Source organism: Streptomyces sp. NPDC046900 (genome assembly GCF_040644975.1).
Classification (GTDB): Bacteria; Actinomycetota; Actinomycetes; order Streptomycetales; family Streptomycetaceae; genus Streptomyces.
In genome coordinates, this window is the sequence record NZ_JBEYXD010000108.1 from 1 (window position 1) to 22873 (window position 22873).

Below are 22873 nucleotides of genomic sequence, written 5' to 3' on the forward strand. Positions count from 1 at the left end.
GGCCAGGGTCATGTCGACGTCGGACGCGGGCGGCACCCAAGCCGATTTTCGCGCCGTCACTACGGCGCGGGCAACGCGCCACCCCAACTTGTGGGTGGAGAACACCTCGATGTCCTTGGCGTCCAGGTCGATCGTCACCGGTCCGGACAGGATCCGAGCCCGCTCCACCACCGGGAGCACGGTCAGCGCCCGCGCTGTGACCTGGGCCGAGGACCGCTCGACGCCCTCGCGCTGAGCCTGCCCGAACCGAGCGGCCAGGGTCGCGGCCGTCGTGGACGGCGAGATGGGTGCGGGCAGCAGCCCCTCGCCGACCGCGTCCGCGCGCAGCCGGTCGAACCCGATCAGGTGGTCCTCCCCGGTCAGCTGCACCGCCGCCAAGGCCAGGGCGAACTCGCCGCCCGACAGGCCCCGGTCGCGCTCCTTGACCGGGCCAATCCCTACGTCCAGCGCGGCGGTGATCCCCAGCACCCGGTCCAGCTCCGCGATCAGCAGCAGACCGCCGTTCTCGGTCAGCGACCCGTCTGGCTCACCCACCTGCGCATTCAGCCGGGTCCATCGCCGACCAGGAACGCGAGAGGCAGTACAACGACGCGATATCTTCTTCACTCGGCAGGTGCACTTTCAGGTCGAGCTGATCACGGTGTTGGAACCCCCGATCTTCTCAAACCCGCAGTGCACCTGTCTCTGCATCAGCCACCGATCACCGCTACTACCTGCGGATTCGGGTCAGAGACGTCGTCGCCCTGGCCGTCCAGGTTGGTGTCCGTGGTCGAGGCCGCCAGGTCGGACGTGTGCCAGGGGGTGCCGTCGGCCTGGACGTTCAGCTGCCGCTCCTCGTTCCAGGCCACGCCCTTGATCGAGGTGGTGACCAGGCACGGAGGCGCTGCGGCTCGTGCACCGAACGGGATGGTTGCTGTGCTCATGTGTGTCCTCCAGTGAGTGATCTTCGCAGAGCCCTTCGCGCGTCTGGCGTGCGAGGGGGTCGAGCCCCGCCGCGAGGGGGAAGGCCGCCCGTAGGGGGCGTTGCAGACGTTCCTCGCGGCGGGAGCGGGGCTGTCCGGTGGTCCGGACCAGGGCATCCGGGCCACCGGAGGGGGTCTATGCGACCTGCCGCAGGTGCTGCAGCAGTTCGTCCAGGTCGACCAGCCGGAACGAGCGCAGACACCGAACCAGTTGGGAAGCAAGGAAGGTGGGCAGGTTGTGGTGCCCGTAAGGCAGCGGGAAGTCAGGCTGTGCGACCACGTGGACGCCGCCTTGCCCGTAGCCGTAGAGGGTGCCGTGCACTCCGTGCAGGGGAGCGCTCTGGACCAGGAAGACCATGGGCCGGCCATCCAGGTGGGGACACAGCCGGGCCGCGGCCCGCACGTGCCGGACGCACACCGGCGGCTGCGCCGTCAGGATCGTGGTGTCGTCCGGCTCGCAGTCGTCGGGCCCGGCGAGGAAGATCCACCCGGCGGGAGTCCGCGCCGGCCGGGCGCAGACCTGGCAGAGCATGGCCTGCATCGTCTCCCGCTGCCGCGCAGGGTGCATCAGCCTCCATAGCGGCCTGCCGGTCGGCAGGTTGTGCTCGTCCCTGCGGTTTTGCGAGCAGCGCCCCCACAGCACGCCTCGTACGTCCCAGTCCTCGACTGTCTGATCCCGGTAGTGCAACCGGGGCCGGCGACCGGGCCCGATGCGAATGGTCAGGTTGTCCGGGGGCGCCTTCCTCGCCCTGGCGCAGCGTGACGTAGGGAATCAGGCCCGGTTCGGTCGCGGTGCGCACGCGCGGGTTCATCTGTCTCTCCTCTAGTTTCCGGTGGCGGCGAGCTGCCAGAGCAGGGCGGCGAACGCGATCACGACGCCGCTGATCAGTGCGGTGGTGACGGCGGTCTCGATGACGCGGCAGCGGTTGGGGCGGCGGGCTCGCCATCGCTCGAATCGGGTGAGCCGCGTTGCTTTCGATGGTTTCGCCACAGGGGGTGTCCTCGGAGTTAGGGGGTTGGGGGGCGGCCCCGCGCCCTCGGGGGGACCGCGGTGAGGATGCGCGGTCGGGTACGGGGCCGCCCCGCTTGAACCCCCGGCACACTGAGCGGCCAGGGGGAGAGAGTGGAAAGAAGCGGGCTGTTGACGGGCTACCAGCTGGTTTCGAGGTTGTGGTGCAGCAGTCGGCAGGCCCCCGCCAGGAGATGGAGCCGTGCGGTGGGGTTGGTCAGTTCGCCACACTCTTCAGCCAGGTGCACCGATCTGGCGTGCCTCACGGTGTTGGCCAGGACATCGCGCTCCCGCAGAGCGGCCGGGGTGCTACTCCTCATGCGGCCCAGCCGGTGTTCCGCCACAGCCAGCAAGGACGGCAGGTAGCCGTTCAACTCGGCAGCAACGGTCTGAGCCGGACTGGATGCCGGGTCTTTGGTGGCGAGTTGCTCCGCCCGATGCGCTGCGCTGATCACCTTGGCGACGTCCACCGGCTCGCAGATGTCCCGGCCGTGCTGGGTGTGAGGGCGCTCGGCGGGTACGGCCGTCGCATCCCGTCCTCCTCCGGGTTGGACGCGATCGTGTTGCCCGCCGCGCTCGGCGTTGTGCTCCAGTACCTCGGCGTTCACGGCCAGGTGACCCGCGCCGGGGTGCTCGACCTTGCGGAGTGGGACGACCTGCATCCCCTCACTGTGAGCGTGCACCGGCCCCGAACCGCCGGGCGACACCTCTTCGGCAGCAGCCGTGAACTGTTCGTTCGCCATGCTCAGAGCATCGCGATCGCGGGATCCCTGCAGAAAGGTCCGGCTGGTTACCCAACTTGGGTAACCTCACCCGCAAGTGACAATGAGCGACGTTGGGCAATCTTCAGCCGTGGGAGCATCGCCATGACCGAGCCGTCCCGGCCGCCAGAACTGCCTGCCAGGTTGCTCACCGACCCGGAGATGCTCGACGCATGCCGCGTTCGCGATTTCGCGCGCGTATTCCGTCTGATCAAGATCCACGCGGGGATCTACCCCTCGATGATCGCCCGACGCTGCGACCTGACGCCCAGTCGAGTCGGCGAAGTGATGGCGGGCAGGCGCCAGTTGGTGCACATCGACGTCATCGAACGAGTGGCTGACGGACTGCGGATCCCGGGCCACATGCTCGGGCTGGCACGACGTTCCTGGGAGACACCCGTGGCTCTGGCCACGGCCGAGCGTGAACCATCCGCTGCGAAAGAGCCGACGCTCAAGGCGGAACCCGCCGCCGGCCTACCCGGGGCGGAGGTAGACAGCTTTCTAGCGCTGACCACCCAAACCAGCCCAAGCCCCTCCACTCTCCAGGCGCTGCGCGCTTCGATCCAGGATTACTGGCGTCGAGACGACCAGCACGGGGGCGAAGCGTTACGGCCGGCAGTGGTCGGCCAACTCCGCTACGTCATCGACCTCCTGAAGGAGACCCGCTCGGAGCCCGTCCAGAGGGAGCTGTACGCGGTCGCAGCCGAGTTAGCACGCCTCACGGGCTGGACACACTTCGACGCCCGCCAGTACAGCCAGGCCCGTTCGTACTTCGGTGAGGCCCTGCAGCTGGCCAAACAGATCAACGACCGGCAGTTCATGGCCAACGTCCTGGCATGCATGAGCCTCCAAGCCACCTACCAGGACAAACCCGCAGACGCGCTCGCCTACGTCAGCGCTGCCCAGGACGAGGCGCACGCAGCACCTGGAACCACCCCACGCGTACAGTCGATGCTGGCCATGAGGGAAGCGTTCGCCCAAGCCACTCTCGGAAACCGTGCTGCCACGCACGCGGCGATCACTGAGGCGCACCGCCAGTTCGAGCGCATCCAGCCGAGCGACGCCGATCCGCCCTGGGTGGCCTACTTCGACGAGCCCAAACTGATTGTGGACACGGGCATCGCACACGGACGCCTGGGCGAGGCAGCCACGGCCGAGCCGCTGATCGCCGATGCTCTACGCAGGGAGAACAGCACCAACCAGCGGGGCCACGCATTCCACGCGTTCTGGCTCGCTCGCACCCAGCTTCAGCAAGGGAAGCTGGACCAGGCCTGCCGCACCGCCACAAAAGCCGTGGAATAGGCTTCAACTGTCGCATCCCAGCGGGTGACGGGCCACCTCAGGGAGTTCTACGACCAGTTGGAGCCGCACAGAAGAGAACCTGCAGCTGCCGTGTTCGAAGCTCGCCTACGGGAACTGCTCACGGTGTGAGGCGAACAACGCCTCAGCGGATCGCCTCATCCATAAGCACATACAGCAGGCCGACAAGTGACCCGCTGCTTACGACCTCACGGCGGTCGATCATGCCACGCACGGCAGCCAGAGGGATCCACTCAACCCGGTCCGATTCATTCTTCTCCGTCGGCTCGCCGACGTATGTCGCCCCATCGGCGCGGAAGATGTGATGCTGCGAGTCGGTGATCCCGTTGGCCGGCTCGGCATAGATCAGCGGCTTGAGCGGCCCTGGACGCCAGCCTGTCTCTTCGAGAACCTCCCGGGCTGCGGCCTGTTCTGGGCTCTCCCCGTCCTCGATCAGACCCATCGGCAGCTCCCACGCCCACGCGTCTGTGATGAAGCGATGCCGCCACATCATCAGCACCTCACGGCGATCGTTGACCACAGCAGCCACGGCGAGGTGCCGCAGACGCACCACGTGGTGCTCCCAGCGACGCCCGTCCGGCTGCTGGACGTCCACCAGGCACAAGTTGACCCACTGGTTCGTGTAGATCTGGCGTTCGCCATGGGTCTTCCACTGCATGAACGCGGTCCCTTTCGCCTACTGATCCCAGCATCTCAGAGCGAACAGCGACCTGGGTTCAACGAGAAAGATCTCGGGCCGAAGCCTGCTGCGCTACGACAATACAGTCACCGTCACAAACCCGAGTGCCCTCGCCGAAGCACGAGGCAACCGCCGACCGTGCCGTGATCCTCCGGGAGCTCCGCGTGCGAGTGGAATCACGGTCTGCTTCTCCCGGCATCGGCTCGATCGCTCCACGACGCGCGCCGGGACCCATGGCATCGCAGAGGTTACGCACGTTCGAGGTGAACCTCAGCGACCCGATGCCCCTGCCGGGACCGGGCGCCGGCGTACCTGAGTTCCCGTACAGGGTTTCGCAGCTTGATCCCGAGCGTTTCATCCTCCACTCGATGCTCAGTACGCCAGAAGACGTCATATGGCGGGTCGAGGTGCACTGGCTGTGCAACGGGCAGTCGGGAGTCCTGGTTGCCGACCTGGCAGGAGAGCCCTTCCGGCTCGTGGGCCCCACGCTCGTTGTTCCCCACGCTGAGCGCCGCACAGCGACGCGCCGGGGCGGAAGGAAAGCGAACTGCAGGTGGGCAGGCGGGTAACACATAGTGGACCGCCTCTCTCACCGAACACCCGAGGACTGGAGCCCTGTGACGACGACCGCGTACAGCGAAGCATCCACCGCCGCGCGCATCCCCGGACGGTCCTGGACGATCAGGCTCACCGGCCACGCCGACCGCACGGCGACCGTCACCTGCACCACCGTCGGGTGCAAGATGCCGCCCCGCTCGAGGGACCTTGCGGCACTGCGTGTCTTCGCCGCGCAGCACGCCGCCGCGCACGCCAAGACGGCCACCGTGCGCCCCAATGCCGCCTGCCACTGCCGGGCCCAGCAGTGCTCCCCGCACCCGGCAGCCAAGGTCGCGCTGTGCACGGGTGCGGTCGTGCTGGTCTTGCGCCACGACCCGAGCGTGGGCCAGGTGTGGACCCTCGCAGAGGTGTGCGAGACCTGCGCCCCGCTGATGACGCACGCCACCGTCCTCGCCCGCGCCCCGCGCACCCGGCCCGCCATCCCGCAGGTCACCCCACCCGCCGCGCAGCCTGCCATCCCTCACCCCACCCCCGTTCCGGGTGGCTTCTCCGCGCAAGGCGCCGGCGTCGGCACCGACGGCGGGGAAGAGGGCGTGCGGCGGCAGTCACGCCGTGGATCGCGCTCGCGCGGACGGGGCGGACGCAATCCCAGGCAGGCACGCTGACCCCTGCAATGTGGCCCGGTTGAAGCGGGAGCAGACCATCGGGTGCCGTCCTGGTTACGCAGGAGGGCCACCTGCGGGGAGATCGCTGCCCGCATCCCCTTGGAGAACTGGCCGCATTGCCCGGATGAGCCTGGACATGGGGGCCGCACCCGAGGTTCGGGTGCGGCCCTGACGCGTTCCGATGTCTCAACCTTTCCCCGCCACTTTCAGGAAGGGATAAAGCCGTCGCGACGCGCAGGGATGCCCATACGGGCGAAGGTAGAGACGGCTACCGACGGGGGCATCGCCTACGGGGCGGCGAGGTCAGCCCTGTGACCCTTCGGGATGTGACGATTCTCTGTGGCCGGGGCCGGGTTGTGCGGCCGCGAGTGGCGTTGCGGGGTGCGACGATCTGGTGTGTGAGCGCTTCAGTGAGACTGAGTGAGTGACCGCGACGTGGTGGTGCGGGCTCTGGCTGAGGGCTTGGGCCCGCAGCAGACGACGGTGGCTGAGGTGTGCAGCGACGATGTGGTCGCCGTCAGCCAGGTTCAGCGGACGTCTTGCGAGTGGGTCATGCAGGCTGTCGGTGGCGGCTGCGACGCTGTCCGTCATGGATGAGTTGGAGTTCCTGCGCGGCCGTGTCTACGGGGCCGACCATGACGATGCCGGACCGCGGCAGGGGCGCACCTACGTGGAGTTGGTGGCCGGCCCGCTGGATGGTCTGCTCCTGGACGTCACGGACTGGCCCGACCACGCTCGAGCCGAAGACGTCGCCCTGAATACGGAGATGGGCCAGTACGGGCCGGGCGGCCGCGCCCTGTACTCCCCGAGAGCGGTGGACCGGCGCCGGTTCGACTGGCGCGGAGACACCCCCTGACCGTCGCCGTGGCCGGCCCGACCACAGGTGTGGCCATGCCTGGTCAGCGCCCCGGATCGCGGATGGCGCCCGTGGCCGCGATGCGGGGCGCTGACCGCGTGTGTGCAGCCTCGGCATGGCGCGGCCCGGTTGTGCACGCGAGGCGCAGGTGCCCGGGAGCTGCGTAGCTGCGGCAGACCACGTTCCGGGGGCGGGCTCTGTACGGTCGGAGATGTGAAGATCTCGGAGATGGACCAGGCCCGGCTGAAGAAGTGGGCCGGGCAACGCATTCCTGCACACGCGAAGGCGGAAGTCTCGGTGGGGTGCACTGTGCGGGGCAGTGCCGCTGTGATTACCGAGGAGCGCGCGCCGTGGGATGGGGTTGGGGAGTGGACCTCGCGCAGGGTCGCTCGGCTGCGGCATACCGATGAGGGATGGCAGGTGGACGGGGCGGACCGCAATGGCCGCTGGTACCCGTGCGATCACCTGTCGACGGTCTCGTCGCTGGACGAGGCCCTGGCTGTGCTGGACGACCCTCGGAATGCGTTCTGGGGCTGACCTTTGTCCGTGTCAGAACGGGTGCGGCTCGGTGGGCGCCGTGTTCGGGGACGACTGCGTGGAATCGGGCATCGGCCTGGCTGCCGGTGGGGGCTCGCCCTGGGAGGGCGTGCCTTGCCGGTAGGTCTTGGTGACCTCGGCGGTCGCATACGTCAGGGAAACCGCGACCTCCTCGGCGTCGATCTCGAGGGTGGTGCGGCGCTGGCCCTCTTTGTCGTCGAAGGTGCGCTGCTTGAGGCGGCCCGTGACGATGATCCTCATGCCGCGGGTGAGCGACTGGGCGGCATTTTCGCCGGCTTGTCGCCACAGTGAGCAGCGCAGGAACAGCGGTTCGCCGTCCACGAATTCGTTGCGGTCGCGGTCGAACACACGCGGGGTGGAGGCGATGGTGAACCCAGCGACGGGCAGGCCGGAGGCGGTGTGCCGCAGTTCCGGGTCGGCGGTCAGGTGGCCCACCACGGTCACCAGCGTCTCGCCCGCCATCGTTGCCACCCCTTGCCCGATACTGGAACGCTCCCACCGTACCCGCCCTGCGGACCCACTGACACGATGACCGGTATGACGAGCGAGGAGAACACGCTGGAGACGGCGGCCGCAGCATTGCGCGACGCACAAGAAGCAGTGCACACGGCTCGCCGGAACCTGACCGCGGCCATCGTCGCTGCGTACCGGGCCGGCGAGCCTGCCACTCGCATCGCCGAGCGCACCGGCACGAGCGTGGTGGACATCCGCAACCTGCTGGCCGCCACCCAGAGCTCACACCGCGCATAACCACAATCGTCCGGGGTGTATCAGGAATTAATTCCTGATACACCCCGATTGGACTAGGGCAGCACGACGAAGTCGGTCGCTCGGCCGCTCCGAGACCGAACGGCGGGAGCGGTCGGCCCGCAGCAGGACACGCAGCGGTGCTGGGCGAGCGTGGCCAGGCGTTGGTGCTGAGGGGCTCGACGGGGCTGAGTGTGAAGCCCGCCGTCGTACGGTCCTTGGGCTGGGCGGTGATCATCCGAACTCCTGATCCCTTTCCTTCGAGAGGTGGACAGCGGCGGCGCCGGCGGGGGAGTGTGCGGCGAGGAAGGCGGCGACGTGGCCGAGCTGCTTCGCGGCGCGGTCGGTGAGCTGGTCCAGCGGGAGTGCTTTGGCGTTGGCCTGGGCGGCCTGCTCCAGCGCACCGGCCTGCTGCGGACGGGCCTGGGCGGCGAAGACGTCGTCGAGGTGGGGCCCGCGCAGCTGGATGGGTCCGATGCGGCGGCCGTGCACGTTCATGGAGACGTAGTGCTCGAACCGCTCCATGGTGGCGACCCGGTCGGGGCTGGGGTCATCGCCCCACTCCATGGTGATCGGCGCGATCGCGGTCTTCGATCCGGCGGTGGTGGCCAGTGTGGACGCGTTCTGCACCAGGGACAGCCGCACCGGCGTGGGGAGGCGGGACAGGAGCTGGGTCATGCCGTGGATGTGGCACTTGTACTTGCGGAGATCCTCGAACATCGCGGCGATGGTCTCCGGGGCCGCACCGGTCAGGGTGATCAGCTCGTCGAAGTACGGGCGGAACGGCACCCGCTTGTGCTCCGGGGTGTCGCGCCTTGAGCGTGCGGCCCGCAGCAGATCCCGGGCCAGGAGTGCGGTCAGGAGGCGATCGGTGGGCCCGTTGCCGCCCGGGCACACCCAGACGATCATCCGGGAGTCCATCGCCGCGCGGATGTTGTAGACACCGACCGGCTGGCCGAGGAACGCGCGGGTGACCGGGTTGGCGGCCAGGCGGCCGATCGGGTTGAGGACGACAGCGAACGCGTCGGGCGGCAAGGTCGGGAACACCGACTGCCACCAGGCGAGGGTCTCCTCATCGAGCCGGCCCGTCACCGTCGCGAGTGCTGCCCTGCGGAAGGCCGGGTCGGTGAGCAGGGCCCGTATGTGGAAGATCGTGGCCTGGTCCTCGGGCCGGCCGGCCTGGCAGGCCGTCTCGTTGACGGCGACGAGGACGGTCAGGGCGGCGGTGAGGATGGTCAGCGCACGCGGGGCGGTCGCGTCGTCCCAGGCCAGTGCGGAGGCGTAGGCGTCGGCGATCGCCTCGACGACCTCGTACGCTGGCTGCCCGTGGTGCATTCCGAGCGGATTCCACGAACTGATCCGCGGGTTGGGACCGAGACCGCCCAGGTCGATCAGCGCGATCCGCGGCATCAGGTGTTCGTGTGCCAAAAACGGCAACGCGCGCGGCCAGGAGTCGCGGTGCGGGTCGACGAAGACGAGGCCGCCACCCGCGTGCGCCCAGCCGATCGCCTGTGCCAGGGCCCGTTCCGTCTTGCCGCCGCCCGCCTTGCCGGTCCCGACCTCGAACAGGGTCTCTTCGGCGTAGGTGGCCACCAGCCGCCTTCTGCCGTCCGGGCCGCGGTAGATGCCCTGCAGCAGCAACCCAGCGTCGCCGAATTCGAACGTCGGCAGGTCACCGGCGAGCACCGGAAGACGACAGTGCAGGGTCGGGGGCTTGAGCAGGCCGGTCAGCTCCTCCAGCCTCACCCAGTTGGGGCGGGGCGGCTGGCAGTGCCCCAGATTCCAGCGGCGCTCGAAGCCGCGCCGGGTGGGCCAGTGGTCGGCGCCGATCCGCCACGGCCCCAGCCGCCAGCCGCGCATGGCCCACCGGGAGCGGCCGCCGAACACATCGAACGCCGCCTGGAGTTGGGCCAGACGGGCCTGGGCGCGGCCTTCGGTGTTCGAGGCACACATCACCAGGAGCTGGATGCGGACCAGGCGGTCGTCCTCGGCGAGCTTGCCCAGCGCCTCAGACGGCTCGATGCGGCGGGGAACGGGCGGCATCACCAGCCGCCGACCTGCGCCCGGGCCCGAGCCGGGTGTGTCGCTGAGCAGCTGCTGCACCTGCCAACCCCAAGAGTCCGCCATACCGCTGGCGTCCTGCCGCAGCCAGCGAGCGGCCCGCTGGGCCTCGCGGCGCTCAAACCGGCGCGCAGCGCCCATCAGCTGCAGGCGGCGCGCCTGCAGCGTCCACTTCGGGGCTCGCTGGATGTCGAGCCGGATTTCGGCGAGGTCGCCGAGCTCGGCGCGCAGGTCGGCCACGGCGTCGATGAGCGGCTGGAGCGGGTCGGGGGTGAGCGGCACCTCGCGCAAGGGCGCTGTGGGTGTGCCGCGCAGGATGAACTCGGCACGCACGGTGTGCTTTCGCGGCTCGTCGACGATCGGCCGGGCCCGGGTGACGGTGACATCGGGCCCGAACGGGGTGATGGACAGCAGCCGCTGTCCGCCCGCTGGACCCTCGATGCGGTAGCGCAGCGGCGAACTGCCGTCCGCACGCAGCCGGATCTGCACGGCCTTCGCCCGGCGGGGTGCCCACCACGGCATGGCCGTGGACGCGCGGGCGAGCTGGACACCGCGCCGGAAGATCTCCTCCAGACTCGGGTCGAAGTGCCGGGTGGCAACGAGCTCCAACGCCATCCGCTCGGCCGAAGCCTTGGCCGCGAGCAGGCCTACCACCATCTCGAAGACGCCCCAGCACACGGCGATGGCCGGCGCGAGCAGATACCAGTGGCCATACAGCCATTCGACGGCGTCGACCAAGCCGGTGACCCGTGCGAGTACCTGACCGGCAGACGTGTCACCGGCCAGGTCCGTCAGGTACGAGGCTGCGGGGCCCACGTGGCTGCTCCCTTCTTCACAGCGGTGCGGGTGAAGTGCCAGTCGGTGATGCGCAGATCGGTGAAGGTGCCGCCGCGGTCCGTGCCGGCCCACACCAGATGGACCACCGCCTGGGTAGGGCTGCCGGCGCGGCGGGCGATCGCGGCCTGGATGCGAAAGCGAGCGGTGGCGAACGCCGGGACCACTTCCTGGCCGGAGTCGGCAAAGACGTCTGGCCACGTCGCTCGGCCGACTCCTGTGGCGTCCGCACGCAACAGCGCACGACCGGCGGTGAGCAACTCCCGCTCGTCGCCGGCGGGAAGGTCGGCGGGCCAGGCAGTCTCCAGATTCCGCTGGATGGCCCTGTCGCCGGCCACACCCTCGCCGTGCGGTGGCAGAGCGGACTCGTCGGCTGACGGCGTCGACGCCTCGGACGCCGTGGAGGCAGCCGAGCCATCGGTCGCCGGCCTGCCGCTAGAAGGCATAGCGGCGATCGATGACCGATCCGTGGTCGCCTGCGCGGTCGATGGCGTCGCTGGGGCCGGCGGTTGCTGATCGTGCGGCATGCACAGCAGGGCCGCCCCAGCGACGGCGAGCAGGACGGTGCTCAGCACCAGCAGGCGCGGTGAGTGCGGGGTCGTCATCAAAGCAGTCGTGCACCCCCCGCATAGCCGGACATCACGCTGACGGCGTCCAGGCGCACCACGGTCCCCGGGCGGGCGGCGTTGACCATCTGGCCGCCGCTCACGTAGATCCCGACGTGGTAGATCGTGGAATCATGTCCGGGAGCTGTGGCGTAGAAGACGAGGTCACCGGGCTTCAGCGCACCCGTGCCCTGGCCAGCCGGGATCCGCCGGCCGACACCGGCTTGGGGGGCCGCGACGCGCGGCAGGCTGATGCCGACCTTCGCGTACGCGTACTGGGTCAGCCCGGAGCAGTCGAAGCCCTTGATGCTCGTGCCGCTCTTGCCGCCGGGCGAGCAGCAGATCCCGTACGACGTGCCGCTCGCGTTGCCTGCGCCCCACGAGTACGGCACCCCCCGCTGGGAAAGCGCCGCCTCGATCACAGTGCGGACCTTCTCGGAGACGTTCTTCAGGTCCGGGCCCTCGGCGGCTGCCGTGTACTGGCCGATCCAGCCCAGCACGCCTGCTACGTACTCGCTCGAGTGGTTGTACTGCCAGATCGCGGCCTTGAGTTGAGCGCGCTTAGCCAGGTTGCGTCCGCTGCCGCACAGATAGATCGCGGCCCCGAGAGCGGCGTCGTCCGCGTTGTGCGGGTCGGCCATCTTGTCTCCATTGGCGTCTTTGCCGATCGACTTCCAGGTGGAAGGCAGGAACTGGAACGGCCCGACGGCGCGCTCCCCGTTCGCGGTGCCGTCCCACATGCCGCCGTCGGTGTCCGGGACGGCGGTGGTGTTGCCACCGGCACCCAAGCCGCCCAGGAGTACCCCGTAGATTTTTGGGCGGATGTCGCCGCCTGCGGCGATGCTCCTGCCGATCGCGTGGTTGGACTCGACCTTGGCGATCCCGGCGAGGATCGGCCAGCGCATGCCCCGGCACCCGGGCACATACGTCCCGACCTCCTGGACGGCCTTCTTGTAGGCGGTCAGCATCCGCGGCGGGATGTCCGCTGCGCTGCCGCCCTCGGCGATACCCCCGTCGTCCTGTGCACCCCTCTGCAGCGCGACATACGCGCTGATCGCGCTCCCCGCCGGCGCGGCACAGCACACAGCGGCGAACATCAGCAGCGCCACCATGCACCCCCACCGCCTCACACGGCGCCTGGGCGGCCTCACTCGTCCTCACCGCCCTTGTTCCGCCGCCGGGCCTGCTCCTGGCGCAGGCGTTCCGCGTCGGGACCGGTCCGCCGCATCAGTTCCTGCATCCGGGCCCGCGCCTCCTCCCGCGCCTGGCTACGCGCGCTCCTCCCACCGGGAAGAACCGGCCCGCCGAGATCGGTTGGAGGCTGCGGCGCAGGCCCGCCTCGGCGCGGGAGCGGTGCCGAGGCCGGAGTTGCCGTGGAACCGCCCGCCGACGCGGGCGGCTGCGCGGGGGCAGAGGTCGGACGGCTCGAAGGACGAGGGGACGGCGCAGGCGTAGCCGGGCGGGCGGTGTGACCCCGCAGGACCTGGGCCACGTGGCGACCCGTGTCTGTCCAGGCCCGGCCATCCTCGCGGAGGGTGTTGCCCCACACGCGTAACTGCTGGCGGGCGTCCTGGGTGTAGCGCGAGCCCCCTGCCCGGGCCCGGCGGACGCCTGCCGGTAGACCGGCCGTCGCCCCGTACGCGGCCCGGCCGCCGCGGTGCAGGATGCGGTAGCCGCGGAAACGGACCAGCCGGTTGTGTGCCCGGGTCGACAGCAACGTGCGATCGCTGTTCTGGTCGTGCAGCACCTGGCCGGTGTCGCGGTCGATGACCTGCCCCTGATCGTTGCGGAACCGGTCAGGCGGGCCTGAGGGCCGCCGCGGCCCCGCGCCGCCTGAACCACCGTCCCCGCCGTCCCCGCCGTCCCAGGGCCTGCCCGCGCCTGCACTCGGGTCGCCCTCGGCGAGGGGCTTGCGCCACGTGGCCAGCTGCTCCGCATCGGGCCGGCGGCCGATCAGCAGCCAGTGCGCGCCCTTGGCGCCGAGCCGGGCGCCCAGCCCGCCCAGGGCGGCGGCCGCGGTCAGTGGGGCCAGACCGCGCCCGGCTTCGGCCGTGGCATCGGCGAGGACCCTGCCGGTGTCCACGGGCATGCCCGCGCCGTCGGACAGCGAGGTGAGCGCGCCCATCAGCCGATGCCGAGTGCCGAGCATCCCGAACCTGCCACCACCTCCACCCACGAAGGCGCGCAGCCCACCGCCATATCCGCCAAGCCAAGCCGGGGAGTTCATGGCGAGCGCGGCGCCGAGCTCGGAGGTGTCGCCAGGCAGGTGGGTGCCGCCGACCGTGGCGTAGCGCATCCGCATGGCCATGCGCCGTCCCAACGACGAGATCCCCGTCAGCAGGCGGCGGTGCCCGGCCGCGCCGGCGATGGCGAGGACGTCGATGAGCAGGATCCGCTCCACCATCAGGTCGGGACCGTTGGTGAGGGTGGCGTCGATGGCGATCCCGAAGAACGGGATGAACGCGCAGATCCCGACCACGGCCAGGACCGCGATGCCCCACAGGGACAGCCACTTCCACACGCTCTGGCGTGCCGGGCCGGGCAGCATGCCCGCGACGAAGGTGACCCCACCGACGGCCGCCGCTCCAGCACAGATGCCCTGGGTACCGAGCAGAACGATGGCGCTCGACAGCAGCATGCCGCAGATGAACAGCGCGGCGATCAGTAGCAGGAACGCGCCGCCCAGACGCCACCAGGTGGGCTTTTCCGCGTAGGCGGCGCACGACTGCCCGACGGGGCCGGCCTTCTTCATGTCGGCGAGGAATGCGGCGAAGGCCTGGTCCTCGTCCGTGACGATCGCGTTGGACGCGTCGAGGAGCTCGCCCCCCGGTGTGAACTTTGGGAGCTCGGAGCTGCCGCTCGGCTTGCCGTCGACGTCACGCTCGCAGTACTGCTTGGCCGGCCCGTGGACCAGGCTGCAGGCGTCCTTCGCCCTGCCCGACGGGGTCGAGCCGGGCAGGTACCCGCCGGTGATCCACTTCAGATGGACGGCGTAGGCCTTGCGGTCTGCAGACTTGGCCGCATCGAGGATCCGGCCGTACTCCAACAACATGTACGGCTTGACGATCAGGGCATTGGTGATCGAGTCCTGGATGGGGCGGGCCACCTCTGCTGCGGAGACCGGTCCTTCGCCTTCACGTTCCAGGCACTTGATCTCGGCGTTGCCGGCCATGCCCGCGCACGGGTCGTAACGGGCGAGTTTGCCGCCCCAGTCGTAGGAGTTGACGGATCGCTGGGCGACCTCGGCTGCCACCTGCTGGGACTGCCCCAAAGGGCCGTCCGGGCCGAGCAGGGTGTCGGGGCGGATGAGGGCGGAGGCGGCGATCGCCCCGATGAGCAGGGTGAGGAAGATTTCGCCCAGGCCGCGGCCGACCCGCCCGCGCACGATCATGAATCCGGCGAAGACGAACGCCCAGGCCAGCAGCAGACCTTTGATCCCGAGCGTGTCAACGACCACGTGGTTGTAGGCCTTGGCGACCTTCTGCGCCGGGCGGATGAGGATCTTCAGCAGCGGGAAACGGAAGGCCACCTCGATGGCCCACGCGGCCAGCCCTACCAGCAGCCGGATCAGGGTGAACAGCCCGGACAGGGCGAAAGCCAGGGCCTGCGTCTTGAAGGCGACGATGGAGCCGCCTGAAGCGTTCAGGTCGTACCCGTCGATCGGCACACCCTCGGACGAGTCGATGTTCAGCGGGGCGAGCAGGTCGCCGGTCTCGCTGTTGCTGCCGGCCGCATACACGACCTGGGTGTTGACCAGGAGGAACACGAGCGTGAGCAGCACGACGAATCCGGCGGAACGCAGCATCGCGCGGTCTGGACGGAGCACGTCAGCGCCGCCTTTGCCCGGCGGCGGACCGCAGCCGCCACACCACGAGAGCACCCACACCAGCACCGGCAGGCACCAGCCTCCACGCGCCACCGGCCACGTCCTGCCGGCCGGCGGGTGCAGATCGTGCGGCGCCGCGCTCGCAGTACGCCGTGGCCGGGCCCACGATCAGGCCACACGGATCATCGCCCTTGGGGTGGGCGTCGGCGGCGAAGGCCCGTCCGGTGTGCGGCCACCACGCCTGCGGCACGCCCACCCCGAGGGCGAGAACGACTGCGGCAGCCACGACGGCGATCACGGTGAGGACGCTCGCGGCGGCGACGCGCCACCAGCGGTCCCAGGAAGACGTGGTCATCAGAGGTGTCCTACCTTCGGACGGGCATCCGCGGGCTCACCGGCGAGCGGCTCCGCCGCGGAGGGGGAGGCCGCGCTGGTGCGGCGTCCTGGCGTGGTGGTGATGGAGGTGGTGATGCGAGCAATGCGGGGGATGGAGACCTTGATGCGGCCGGTGTTCTGCCGCGGGCAGGTCAGCAGGAACTCGCCCTCCCGGCCCTTGTGGCCGACGGGGGACAGGCCGGTGGTCACCAGCCGCAAAAGCTCCGGGTCGTTCGGGTCGAGCCCGACGAACTCCAGGCCGCGACGGGCGCGTTCACGATCGGCGGTGCGGGCGAGCGCGCGGTAAGCCATCAGCCCGCGGTCGGGGCCGAGCTCGAGGGCGTCATGGGAAGCGCCCAGCAGACCGGCGCCGTGCTTGCGGCCGTCGTGAAGGATTTCGTGGACCAGGGCGGTGCCTTCGGCGGACGAGGTGAGCCAGTACAGCTCGTCCAGGACCACCGCGGTGAACCGCTCGGGGTCCTTAAACGCCCGCTGCCGGGCGATTGCGGCGATCAGGTAGAGCACCGCGCGCCCGATCAGCGCCTCCAGCGGCTGCTGCTGCAGGACCTCCGGCTTGTCGAACGCGGCCTTGGGCGGCAGCTTCAGACCGGTTGTGGTGATCACGATCATGTCGGTGGTGCTGGAGGCGTCCAGCCGCACCGGCGGCAGCGTCGGGTCGAAGACCATGCGGGCCAGGGAGTTGGTGGCGACGACCCGGATGAGGCCGGCGAGGGTCGCTGCCGCGTCCTGCCGTTTGCCCACCTCGCGCGTGGCCATCTCCTCGAGGACCTCAAGGACGCGGTGCATGGACGGCCGGGGCCGGCGGCGGCCTGCTCGACGGCGTGGTGGAGGACCTCGCCGCCTGTGCTCATCGGGCCGATGCCGAGCTGCAGGGTGAGGTAGGACAGGGCGTAGTGGCGGCCCTGCGGGCCGTCGAACATCCTTAAGGGGTCGATGGACACCTCGGCCTGGGCGGCGTCGATGATCTGGACGCGGCCCTTGGCAGCGGTGCGGGCGAAGGTGGCCCACTCCCGGACCGGGGTGCGGTCGATGCAGATGGCGCAACCGCCGCGCGCCCACACCGCCTCCGCGATCAGCTTCTGCAGGACGCTCTTGCCCGCGCCGAGATCCCCGACGATGCCCATCGAAGCGGACGCGTCGACCTTGGGCGCATCCGCCACGTTGATCATGACGGGGCGGGTGGTACCGCTGTCCAGGTCGATACCGAGGAACATCCCGCCCGGGTCACCGACCTCCGCGGTGGTGAAAGCGCCGCTCAGCGCCCAGTCGTCGGAGACTTGGTGCTGGGTGAACTCCCGCACCACCCCAGGCCGCACCGTGCCGGGCAGCCCCAGGGTGAACAGGGCCTCCTGCAGCCCGGCCGGGCGCACCGTCCGGTAGTCGGCGCCGCCGAGCAGCGCGGCAAGGGCCCTGGCCCGGGCGTCGCAGACGGCGGCGGTCGGCCCCCACACCGTCAGCACGGTCACCGACTGCACCTCGACCTCCACGCTGGTGCGGGAGAGACGGGCGTCCAACTCGCCCAGGTCGCGGGCGGCCTCGGTCAGGGACGCGGGCATGCCGGTGGGGCGGGCGTCGTACTGGTCGGCCTGGTCGATCAGCTCGTTCTTCTTGCGCCGCACCTGCTCCCGCGCCTTTTCCGCCGGCACCAAGGTGAGGTCGACGGTGTAGTCGACGGGAAAGTCGAGCATCTCCAGCTGGGCGAACAGATCCGCGGCATCCTGGCTGACCGCGGGCGGGCACTCGGCCAGCGCCAACTGCGCCTGGTAGCCGACTCCTGCATCGGACTCGACCTGCAGCCAGCGCCGCCCCAGCGGTGAGCCGGTGTTCAGCCGCCACCAGGCCGTGCGGCCCGACCTCGTGATGCTTCCCGCGTTCTTGAGCTCGGCGATGTCGTCGAGGTCGGGGTCGATGCCGCCTTCCTGCAGGCGGACCTGGCCGAGGTCGGCGTAGCTGGGGGAGCGCAGCACGCCGCCTTGGATCTGCCCGCCATACAGCGCACTGGTCTCGGCCTCCGCCAAGAGCGGCTCCGGCAGGCCACGGTGGAGGGCGTGCTGGATCATCCACACGATCTCCGCCGGGCGGGCGGGGCGGAAAGCAATGCCGCCGGCGAGCGCGGCCTCCACCCGCAAGGCCTGCTCGCGGTAGGCACTCACCTCGCGCCGCGCCACCGGCACCGGCCGCAGGCCAACCATCGGCGCGATCTCGGCCCACGCCGCGCCGAGCGACGCCGACACCTGCAGGCCGCCTGCCTCGGTCTGCAGGGGCACGGCCAGCCACAGGGTGCGGCGGTGCATCTCCTGGTCGTCCAGCAGATCCAAGGTGGCCTCGACGTTCTCCACCCACGGGTGCCGGCCCGCACCCGGCACCTGCTCGGCCGGCTCGATGCCCTCGATCATGCGCAGGGCGATCTCACCCGGGTCGACCTGCGCGCACCAACCGAACAACCGCGGAGCTCCGGACAGCGACCGCACCAAATGTGTGATCTTGGCGAGCTGTTCGTCGCGGACTGCGGCGGGCACATGGGTGCCCTGGACGGTCTCCTCGCGCTGTCCCTGTGCGTCCGGCCCCGGGTGAAGGCGGTAGAGGGCCCACACGCTGCCCTGCGTGGACCACACCAGGTGCCCGGCGATGTGACGGATCGGAACCCTCACCGCGCACCCCCCTGGTGGGCGACGGCGAGCAGTTGCTGAACACCCGATACCGGCGCCACCGGCATCGTGGGAGCAGCGGCCGGGCCTGCGAGCGGCATCCCAGGCGCACACAGCCGAGCCGCACGGGAGGGTGTGGCCTTCACGGCGGGGTCCGGCGTGGGCGCGACCTCGATACTGAAGCTGCCGGACAAGGCTCGGGGCGCTCGGTCGCGGGCGGCCCGACCGCCGATGCGGCCTCCCCTCGGCTGCCAGCCGAGCAGCACCCAGCCCAACGCGGCCTGCATCGGGGCCCGGCCCCGGATCTTCGGGCGGCGCACCGCCCAGATCGCCAGCACCCACGCGACGATGGGGACCGGCCCCATCCACGACCACCAGCCGATCGTCTTGACCAGGAGGAAGCCGCCCGCGACAGCGATCGCGATCTGCGCGGGGGTGTACGGGCCGAGGGGGATCTTCCAGTCGGCGACCTTGCCCAGCACCCAGGGGTGGCGGCGGGCTGAGGTATAGAAGCGGCCCACCCGCGCTACCGCCGCGGTCACAGCCGGCCTCCGACGGCCGGTGAGTAGTCACCGGAAACCGGGAGGTCGGACTGGACGACGCCGGGAACGGCAGGTGCGCCCTTGGCCGGGTTCTTGACCTCGTCCTCGAACATGTTCGCGAGGTTGTCGCGGGAGTTGTACAGCCCCAGCGCGATGATCATCAACAGCAGAGCGCCGATCCCCGCCTTGAGACTGAACCTCTGGACCATGATCACGACGACGAGGACGGCCAGACCGGCCTTCAGACCGTTGGTCGCCCACTCCTTGAACATGTTGATCCACGAGTTGCCGAGGTCGTCCAACTGCCCAGCGAGCATCAAGCTGTGCACCGTGTTCACAGGGCACCCCCGTCCCGGGCACTCCCGGACTCCAGCGCCGCGACTTCCCACCGGCCAGAGCGGGCCTTGAGCGTGAGCTCGTAGGCCAGTGGCCACCGACCGCCGGCATCCCGGGCTTCCACCCGAACGAGGACATGCACCGCCGTGCCATCGGCCGCCGCCGTGGCGGCGGCCGCGGCAGCTTCAACTGCTGACACCTGCTCGACGGCGACCGCCTTGTAGGGGGCGGGGGAGACAGCGGTGAGGTCCACCCCCGGCGCGAGGTACCGGTCGACCTCGCCGGCCCCCGTCAGGTAGGCGGAGAGAAACTCCCCGACAGCGGACGACAGACCCCCCTCCGGGACGGTCACGACGTACACCGACTTCGGCACCTCAGCACGGGCCGGGCCGGCCACCACGCCGGGCGCACCGGTCACTGTGAAGGAGGAGCCCGCGCTGTCGGCCGCCACTGGCACCGTGTAATAGCGCACCCATCCGTCGGCGTACTGCGCAGCCACCGTCACCGCCCACGCGCCGACGCCGCGCTGCGCTCTGCGCACCGTCGTCACAGACTCCGGCGCCGACTGCGCATCGGGGACCGGGGTGGGCAACTCGACGTCCGGCGCCATCGACTGCGCAAGCCGTGCTTGCGTAGTCGTCGCGTCGTCCGCACTGCTGCGCAGCCACGCGCCGACGAACACCTGCGCATAGCCGCCCGGGTCGGCGGCGGACGCGGTGCGTACGGCGGTGGGCTTGGCCGCGGGGGCCGCCGCGACCGTGGTCGGGGTAGAGGCGACGGCAACGCACAGGGCGATGGGGCCAGCCGCGATGACGGTCCAGACCGCCACGCGTGAGAGGTGTACGCGGCGGCGCATCGCCTTCAGCCGGGCGCCAGCCGCCATCGGAGCAGCGGCCTCACTCTGTGAGGCCTGCTTGCCAGGGGACATGGTCAAACTCCCAGATCAGAACGGATGTTGCTGACCTTGAGAAAACCCGTCGACCCCGACCCAACCACCGACCACGAACCCCCGACCAAGGTCACGACGCGGAAACGAAGTCCATGGGTGGGGTCATGGCCGGCCCGACCACAGACCCGACCACGACTGGCTCTTAAAGCCGAGAACGGGACACCGGGGCCGGCTCACGGTCGTCGGATCAAGCGAGCGCTGGGCGACCAGGTGATGTTCGGCCGCCGGACCCGCCCGCGGTGCGCAGACGGCACTCTCCTGGACCCCGTCCGGCACCTGCGCAATGCGCCACCCGGTCCTGCGCAGCGGAAGATCAGGAATCCTCGGGTGGGCTGCGCGGCCGGACCGCGCAGCCCGACTGCGCAGGAACCTCTGCCTGTTGCGCCGGCCGACTGCGCACCGCCCGACCGGGGCTGCGCAGTCGGCCTGGCAACCGCTGCACACGGGGGTGGAGCGGCGTGGTAGGCCTGACCATCTGGTCGGCCCGACCATGAGCTGCGGACCGTTATCGGCAGAGACTGCTCCCGGGGCGACGGCAGCCCCCGACGGTGGGGCTTCCCCTCGCATCTCGGCGACCCGAAGGAACGCGCTGTGCTCGTACCGCACGACATGACCGCCGAGACCGAACTGCGGGACGTCTACCCCGAGTCCGCGTTCTGCTATAGCCGGCATGCGGGCACGGCACGGCCCGAACTCGGCGCTCCGGAGTGCGTACCGTAATCGGCTACGGCTCCTGGACACGCCCACGAAGAACATGCGGAGTCGCACCCAGACGGCTTGTTCTGCAGAATGCAGAAAATAGCGCTAGAATGCAGATATGAGTGTGTTGACCATCCGGGACGTGCCCGAAGACCAGATCCGTGTCCTCAAGACCCGTGCCGCCCAGGCCGGGAAGTCCCTCCAGGCGTACATGCAAGAACTGATCGCCACAGAGACCGCCAAGCCCACCATGAGGGAGATGGCTGCACGACTGGAGCGCGAAGCCGCCGCAGAGTACGCCACCGATGATGTATTGGCAGCGATCGACGAGGGCAGGCTGGGTCGTTGATCGTCATCGACACGTCGGCGTTGGTGGTCTTCCTGACCCATCACGGCGCCACCGGCAGCGCCGTCCGCACGCGCGTGGGCGAGGCCGTCACCGTCTACGCCCCCACGCTGATCGACTACGAAGTCCAATCGGCGCTGCTCGGGATGCAGCGCGGCGGCAAGCTCACCGAAAAGCAGGTGACCAAGGCCATGACCGACTTCACGGTACTGCCTTTGGGGAAGCACGACACCCTCCCCCTGTGGGAACGAGTTCGCACTCTCCATGCCAACCTCAGCGCCTTCGATGCACAGTACGTCGCGCTCGCCGAATCTCTCGGCGCCCCGCTGATCACCTGCGATGGGCGGATCAAGCGCAGCGGCGCAGCCAAGTGCGATGTCGAGGTCTTCAGCTCGAACTGAGCCGAACGACCCTGGGGGACGCCTTCCTGGTGGGACGCTGCTGGGCTGTCGCAACCGTCGGCGTGGCCGCGGCGTCGGAGATCCTCCCGGCTCCGGCAGGCACCATCGACCGGTGCATTTGGCCGGGTCGCTACCGGCGGCCATTACAGGCTCACCAGTTGGATGAGCGAGTCGTAGTGATCCTGTGGCAGAGTGTGACGCTCACGTCCGGCGCCCAGGCGACGTCGGGCCCCCTCCTCGGCGTGGCCTTACGGCCTTGCCGACCAGTGTCCGGAGGGACGTGTCACGCGGGCTGGCGAGTGCGGTCGTGCACCAGGGCACGAAGGCGATTGGCTCATGGCACTGAGCATCACTCGGTTTCCCTAAGCTAAGTCCGTGATGTGACAGGCTGGCCGCGGCCCGGCCCCGGGCCTCTGGCCGGCCAGGACGGACAGAACATGACGGGCCACGAATAGACCCCGGTCGGCGAGCCGGTCGAGGACAAACTGGTGGACGAGGTCGTCGAGCGGTTGATGGACCGCGCCGACGCCTCCGGAGCCGCCCTGCTGGGTGAGGGCGGGCTGCTGACCGAGGTCACCCGGGCCGTGCTGGAGCGGGCTCCTGATGCCGAGATGAGCGAACACCTCGGCTATGAGAAGCACGATCCCGCCGGCCGCAGTTCGGGGAACGGCCGCAACGGGACCTCGTCGAAGACCGTGCTGACCGACGCGGGTGCGGTCACCGTAACGACTCCCCGGGACCGCAACGGTTCCTTCGAACCGAAGCTGGGGCCCAAGCACGCGCGGCGGCTGGGGGGCTTCAACGAGCAGATCCTGTCCCTGTACGCCCGTGGCATGTCGGCGCGGGACATCCGCTCCCACCTGGCCGGCATGTATGGCGTCGAGGTCTCGCCGGACCTGATCAGCAAGGTGGCCATCACGCACGGTGCTCCGGTCCGGATGTGTCGTAGGAACTCACATGGTCGCGCAGGGCCGTGCCTGCACCTGCATTCAGCCCCTCACACCCGCCTATCCGCGCACGCTCTAAGCTTGAAGTTAAAGGTTTCCCTTCGGTTCTTCGGACCGAAGGGTGTCCTTTTTGTGCTGGTGTTTGCCGACGGGGTGGCGGGGTGCGGG

23 protein-coding genes and 2 pseudogenes are annotated in these 22873 nt (G+C 69.9%); 9 read left to right on the forward strand and 16 right to left on the reverse strand.

The genetic code is table 11. The features are described from left to right. The 5 genes from ABZ904_RS44820 to ABZ904_RS44840 form a co-directional block, all read right to left on the reverse strand. On the reverse strand, positions 1-534 hold a 534-nt coding region (locus tag ABZ904_RS44820; RefSeq protein ID WP_361829882.1), incomplete at its 3' end, for a hypothetical protein. 155 nt (positions 535-689) lie between these two features. Beyond that, positions 690-923 (reverse strand): hypothetical protein, encoded by a 234-nt coding sequence (locus tag ABZ904_RS44825; RefSeq protein WP_361829884.1) that lies wholly within the window; start codon positions 921-923, stop codon positions 690-692. A gap of 175 nt (positions 924-1098) precedes the next feature. Further along, positions 1099-1530 carry a hypothetical protein gene (locus tag ABZ904_RS44830; RefSeq protein WP_361829886.1) on the reverse strand — a complete coding sequence of 144 codons (432 nt, stop codon included), beginning with the start codon at positions 1528-1530 and terminating at the stop codon, positions 1099-1101. A 255-nt stretch (positions 1531-1785) separates the two neighbouring features. Beyond that, the gene (locus ABZ904_RS44835; RefSeq protein ID WP_361000694.1) at positions 1786-1953 is read right to left on the reverse strand and encodes a hypothetical protein; all 168 of its coding nucleotides are present in this window, start codon (positions 1951-1953) and stop codon (positions 1786-1788) included. Positions 1954-2111: 158 nt separating this feature from the next. After that, a complete protein-coding gene (locus ABZ904_RS44840; RefSeq protein WP_361829888.1) occupies positions 2112-2714 on the reverse strand; it encodes a hypothetical protein in 603 nt (200 codons plus the stop codon). Between the two features lie 123 nt (positions 2715-2837). Between ABZ904_RS44840 and ABZ904_RS44845 the strand changes: the two are divergent. After that, a pseudogene (locus tag ABZ904_RS44845) lies at positions 2838-4163 on the forward strand (helix-turn-helix transcriptional regulator). Between the two features lie 13 nt (positions 4164-4176). Here ABZ904_RS44845 and ABZ904_RS44850 read toward each other — a convergent pair. After that, positions 4177-4710 carry an NUDIX hydrolase gene (locus ABZ904_RS44850; protein WP_361000688.1) on the reverse strand — a complete coding sequence of 178 codons (534 nt, stop codon included), beginning with the start codon at positions 4708-4710 and terminating at the stop codon, positions 4177-4179. A gap of 638 nt (positions 4711-5348) precedes the next feature. Between ABZ904_RS44850 and ABZ904_RS44855 the strand changes: the two genes are divergently transcribed. From ABZ904_RS44855 to ABZ904_RS44865, 3 genes are all read left to right on the forward strand, one after another. Continuing rightward, positions 5349-5954: a hypothetical protein gene (locus ABZ904_RS44855; RefSeq protein ID WP_361000685.1), complete on the forward strand. Its 606-nt coding sequence runs from the start codon at positions 5349-5351 to the stop codon at positions 5952-5954. A 589-nt stretch (positions 5955-6543) separates the two neighbouring features. Next, entirely contained in the window at positions 6544-6810 is a 267-nt protein-coding gene (locus ABZ904_RS44860) for a hypothetical protein (RefSeq protein ID WP_361829891.1), read from the forward strand. A gap of 213 nt (positions 6811-7023) precedes the next feature. Next, positions 7024-7347 carry a DUF3024 domain-containing protein gene (locus ABZ904_RS44865; protein WP_361000680.1) on the forward strand — a complete coding sequence of 108 codons (324 nt, stop codon included), beginning with the start codon at positions 7024-7026 and terminating at the stop codon, positions 7345-7347. Positions 7348-7359: 12 nt separating this feature from the next. Here ABZ904_RS44865 and ABZ904_RS44870 read toward each other — a convergent pair whose 3' ends face one another. Beyond that, positions 7360-7830 carry a single-stranded DNA-binding protein gene (locus ABZ904_RS44870; protein ID WP_361000677.1) on the reverse strand — a complete coding sequence of 157 codons (471 nt, stop codon included), beginning with the start codon at positions 7828-7830 and terminating at the stop codon, positions 7360-7362. A gap of 75 nt (positions 7831-7905) precedes the next feature. On the opposite strand from ABZ904_RS44870, the gene ABZ904_RS44875 reads away from it, so the two are divergent. After that, the gene (locus tag ABZ904_RS44875; RefSeq protein ID WP_361000675.1) at positions 7906-8118 is read left to right on the forward strand and encodes a hypothetical protein; all 213 of its coding nucleotides are present in this window, start codon (positions 7906-7908) and stop codon (positions 8116-8118) included. Positions 8119-8349: 231 nt separating this feature from the next. Here the strand turns inward: ABZ904_RS44875 and ABZ904_RS44880 are convergent, their stop codons facing one another. From ABZ904_RS44880 to ABZ904_RS44920, 9 genes and pseudogenes are all read right to left on the reverse strand, one after another. Further along, on the reverse strand, positions 8350-10992 hold the full coding sequence (locus ABZ904_RS44880; RefSeq protein WP_361829894.1) for an ATP/GTP-binding protein: 2643 nt from the start codon (positions 10990-10992) through the stop codon (positions 8350-8352). After that, positions 10968-11615 (reverse strand): hypothetical protein, encoded by a 648-nt coding sequence (locus ABZ904_RS44885; RefSeq protein ID WP_361829896.1) that lies wholly within the window; start codon positions 11613-11615, stop codon positions 10968-10970. The genes ABZ904_RS44880 and ABZ904_RS44885 overlap by 25 nt, the downstream gene beginning before the upstream one ends. Next, on the reverse strand, positions 11615-12727 hold the full coding sequence (locus ABZ904_RS44890) for a bifunctional lytic transglycosylase/C40 family peptidase (protein WP_361000669.1): 1113 nt from the start codon (positions 12725-12727) through the stop codon (positions 11615-11617). The genes ABZ904_RS44885 and ABZ904_RS44890 overlap by 1 nt, the downstream gene beginning before the upstream one ends. Positions 12728-12762: 35 nt before the next feature. Next, a complete protein-coding gene (locus tag ABZ904_RS44895) occupies positions 12763-15441 on the reverse strand; it encodes a hypothetical protein (protein WP_361829898.1) in 2679 nt (892 codons plus the stop codon). Position 15442: 1 nt separating this feature from the next. Beyond that, complete coding sequence (locus tag ABZ904_RS44900) at positions 15443-15796, reverse strand: hypothetical protein (protein WP_361000663.1); 354 nt, start codon at positions 15794-15796, stop codon at positions 15443-15445. Beyond that, positions 15796-18488 (reverse strand): annotated as a pseudogene (locus tag ABZ904_RS44905) (ATP-binding protein). The gene ABZ904_RS44900 and the pseudogene ABZ904_RS44905 overlap by 1 nt, the downstream one beginning before the upstream one ends. Further along, positions 18485-19027: a hypothetical protein gene (locus tag ABZ904_RS44910; protein WP_361829900.1), complete on the reverse strand. Its 543-nt coding sequence runs from the start codon at positions 19025-19027 to the stop codon at positions 18485-18487. The pseudogene ABZ904_RS44905 and the gene ABZ904_RS44910 overlap by 4 nt, the downstream one beginning before the upstream one ends. Beyond that, complete coding sequence (locus tag ABZ904_RS44915; protein WP_361000706.1) at positions 19024-19344, reverse strand: hypothetical protein; 321 nt, start codon at positions 19342-19344, stop codon at positions 19024-19026. The genes ABZ904_RS44910 and ABZ904_RS44915 overlap by 4 nt, the downstream gene beginning before the upstream one ends. Positions 19345-19361: 17 nt before the next feature. Further along, positions 19362-20291: a conjugal transfer protein gene (locus tag ABZ904_RS44920; protein ID WP_361000657.1), complete on the reverse strand. Its 930-nt coding sequence runs from the start codon at positions 20289-20291 to the stop codon at positions 19362-19364. A 612-nt stretch (positions 20292-20903) separates the two neighbouring features. On the opposite strand from ABZ904_RS44920, the gene ABZ904_RS44925 reads away from it, so the two are divergent. The 4 genes from ABZ904_RS44925 to ABZ904_RS44940 form a co-directional block, all read left to right on the forward strand. After that, positions 20904-21032 (forward strand): hypothetical protein, encoded by a 129-nt coding sequence (locus ABZ904_RS44925; RefSeq protein WP_361000654.1) that lies wholly within the window; start codon positions 20904-20906, stop codon positions 21030-21032. A gap of 97 nt (positions 21033-21129) precedes the next feature. Further along, positions 21130-21360 (forward strand): antitoxin, encoded by a 231-nt coding sequence (locus ABZ904_RS44930; RefSeq protein WP_359409899.1) that lies wholly within the window; start codon positions 21130-21132, stop codon positions 21358-21360. Further along, positions 21357-21758, forward strand: coding sequence for a type II toxin-antitoxin system VapC family toxin (locus tag ABZ904_RS44935; RefSeq protein ID WP_361000650.1), 402 nt, complete (start codon positions 21357-21359; stop codon positions 21756-21758). Before ABZ904_RS44930 ends, ABZ904_RS44935 begins: the two co-directional genes overlap by 4 nt. Positions 21759-22246: 488 nt before the next feature. Next, positions 22247-22873, forward strand: a 627-nt coding sequence (locus ABZ904_RS44940) for a transposase (RefSeq protein ID WP_361829903.1), incomplete at its 3' end; no start/stop codon positions are given.

Excerpts from the sequence above, each read along its gene's own strand:
- ABZ904_RS44825 (WP_361829884.1), bottom strand. The coding sequence starts at position 923 with ATGAGCACAGCAACCATCCCGTTCGGTGCACGAGCCGCAGCGCCTCCG.
- ABZ904_RS44830 (WP_361829886.1), bottom strand. The coding sequence starts at position 1,530 with ATGCACCCTGCGCGGCAGCGGGAGACGATGCAGGCCATGCTCTGCCAG.
- ABZ904_RS44840 (WP_361829888.1), bottom strand. The coding sequence starts at position 2,714 with ATGGCGAACGAACAGTTCACGGCTGCTGCCGAAGAGGTGTCGCCCGGC.
- ABZ904_RS44850 (WP_361000688.1), bottom strand. The coding sequence starts at position 4,710 with ATGCAGTGGAAGACCCATGGCGAACGCCAGATCTACACGAACCAGTGG.
- ABZ904_RS44860 (WP_361829891.1), top strand. The coding sequence starts at position 6,544 with ATGGATGAGTTGGAGTTCCTGCGCGGCCGTGTCTACGGGGCCGACCAT.
- ABZ904_RS44870 (WP_361000677.1), bottom strand. The coding sequence starts at position 7,830 with ATGGCGGGCGAGACGCTGGTGACCGTGGTGGGCCACCTGACCGCCGAC.
- ABZ904_RS44875 (WP_361000675.1), top strand. The coding sequence starts at position 7,906 with ATGACGAGCGAGGAGAACACGCTGGAGACGGCGGCCGCAGCATTGCGC.
- ABZ904_RS44885 (WP_361829896.1), bottom strand. The coding sequence starts at position 11,615 with ATGACGACCCCGCACTCACCGCGCCTGCTGGTGCTGAGCACCGTCCTG.
- ABZ904_RS44890 (WP_361000669.1), bottom strand. The coding sequence starts at position 12,727 with ATGGTGGCGCTGCTGATGTTCGCCGCTGTGTGCTGTGCCGCGCCGGCG.
- ABZ904_RS44900 (WP_361000663.1), bottom strand. The coding sequence starts at position 15,796 with ATGACCACGTCTTCCTGGGACCGCTGGTGGCGCGTCGCCGCCGCGAGC.
- ABZ904_RS44915 (WP_361000706.1), bottom strand. The coding sequence starts at position 19,344 with ATGCTCGCTGGGCAGTTGGACGACCTCGGCAACTCGTGGATCAACATG.
- ABZ904_RS44920 (WP_361000657.1), bottom strand. The coding sequence starts at position 20,291 with ATGTCCCCTGGCAAGCAGGCCTCACAGAGTGAGGCCGCTGCTCCGATG.
- ABZ904_RS44930 (WP_359409899.1), top strand. The coding sequence starts at position 21,130 with ATGAGTGTGTTGACCATCCGGGACGTGCCCGAAGACCAGATCCGTGTC.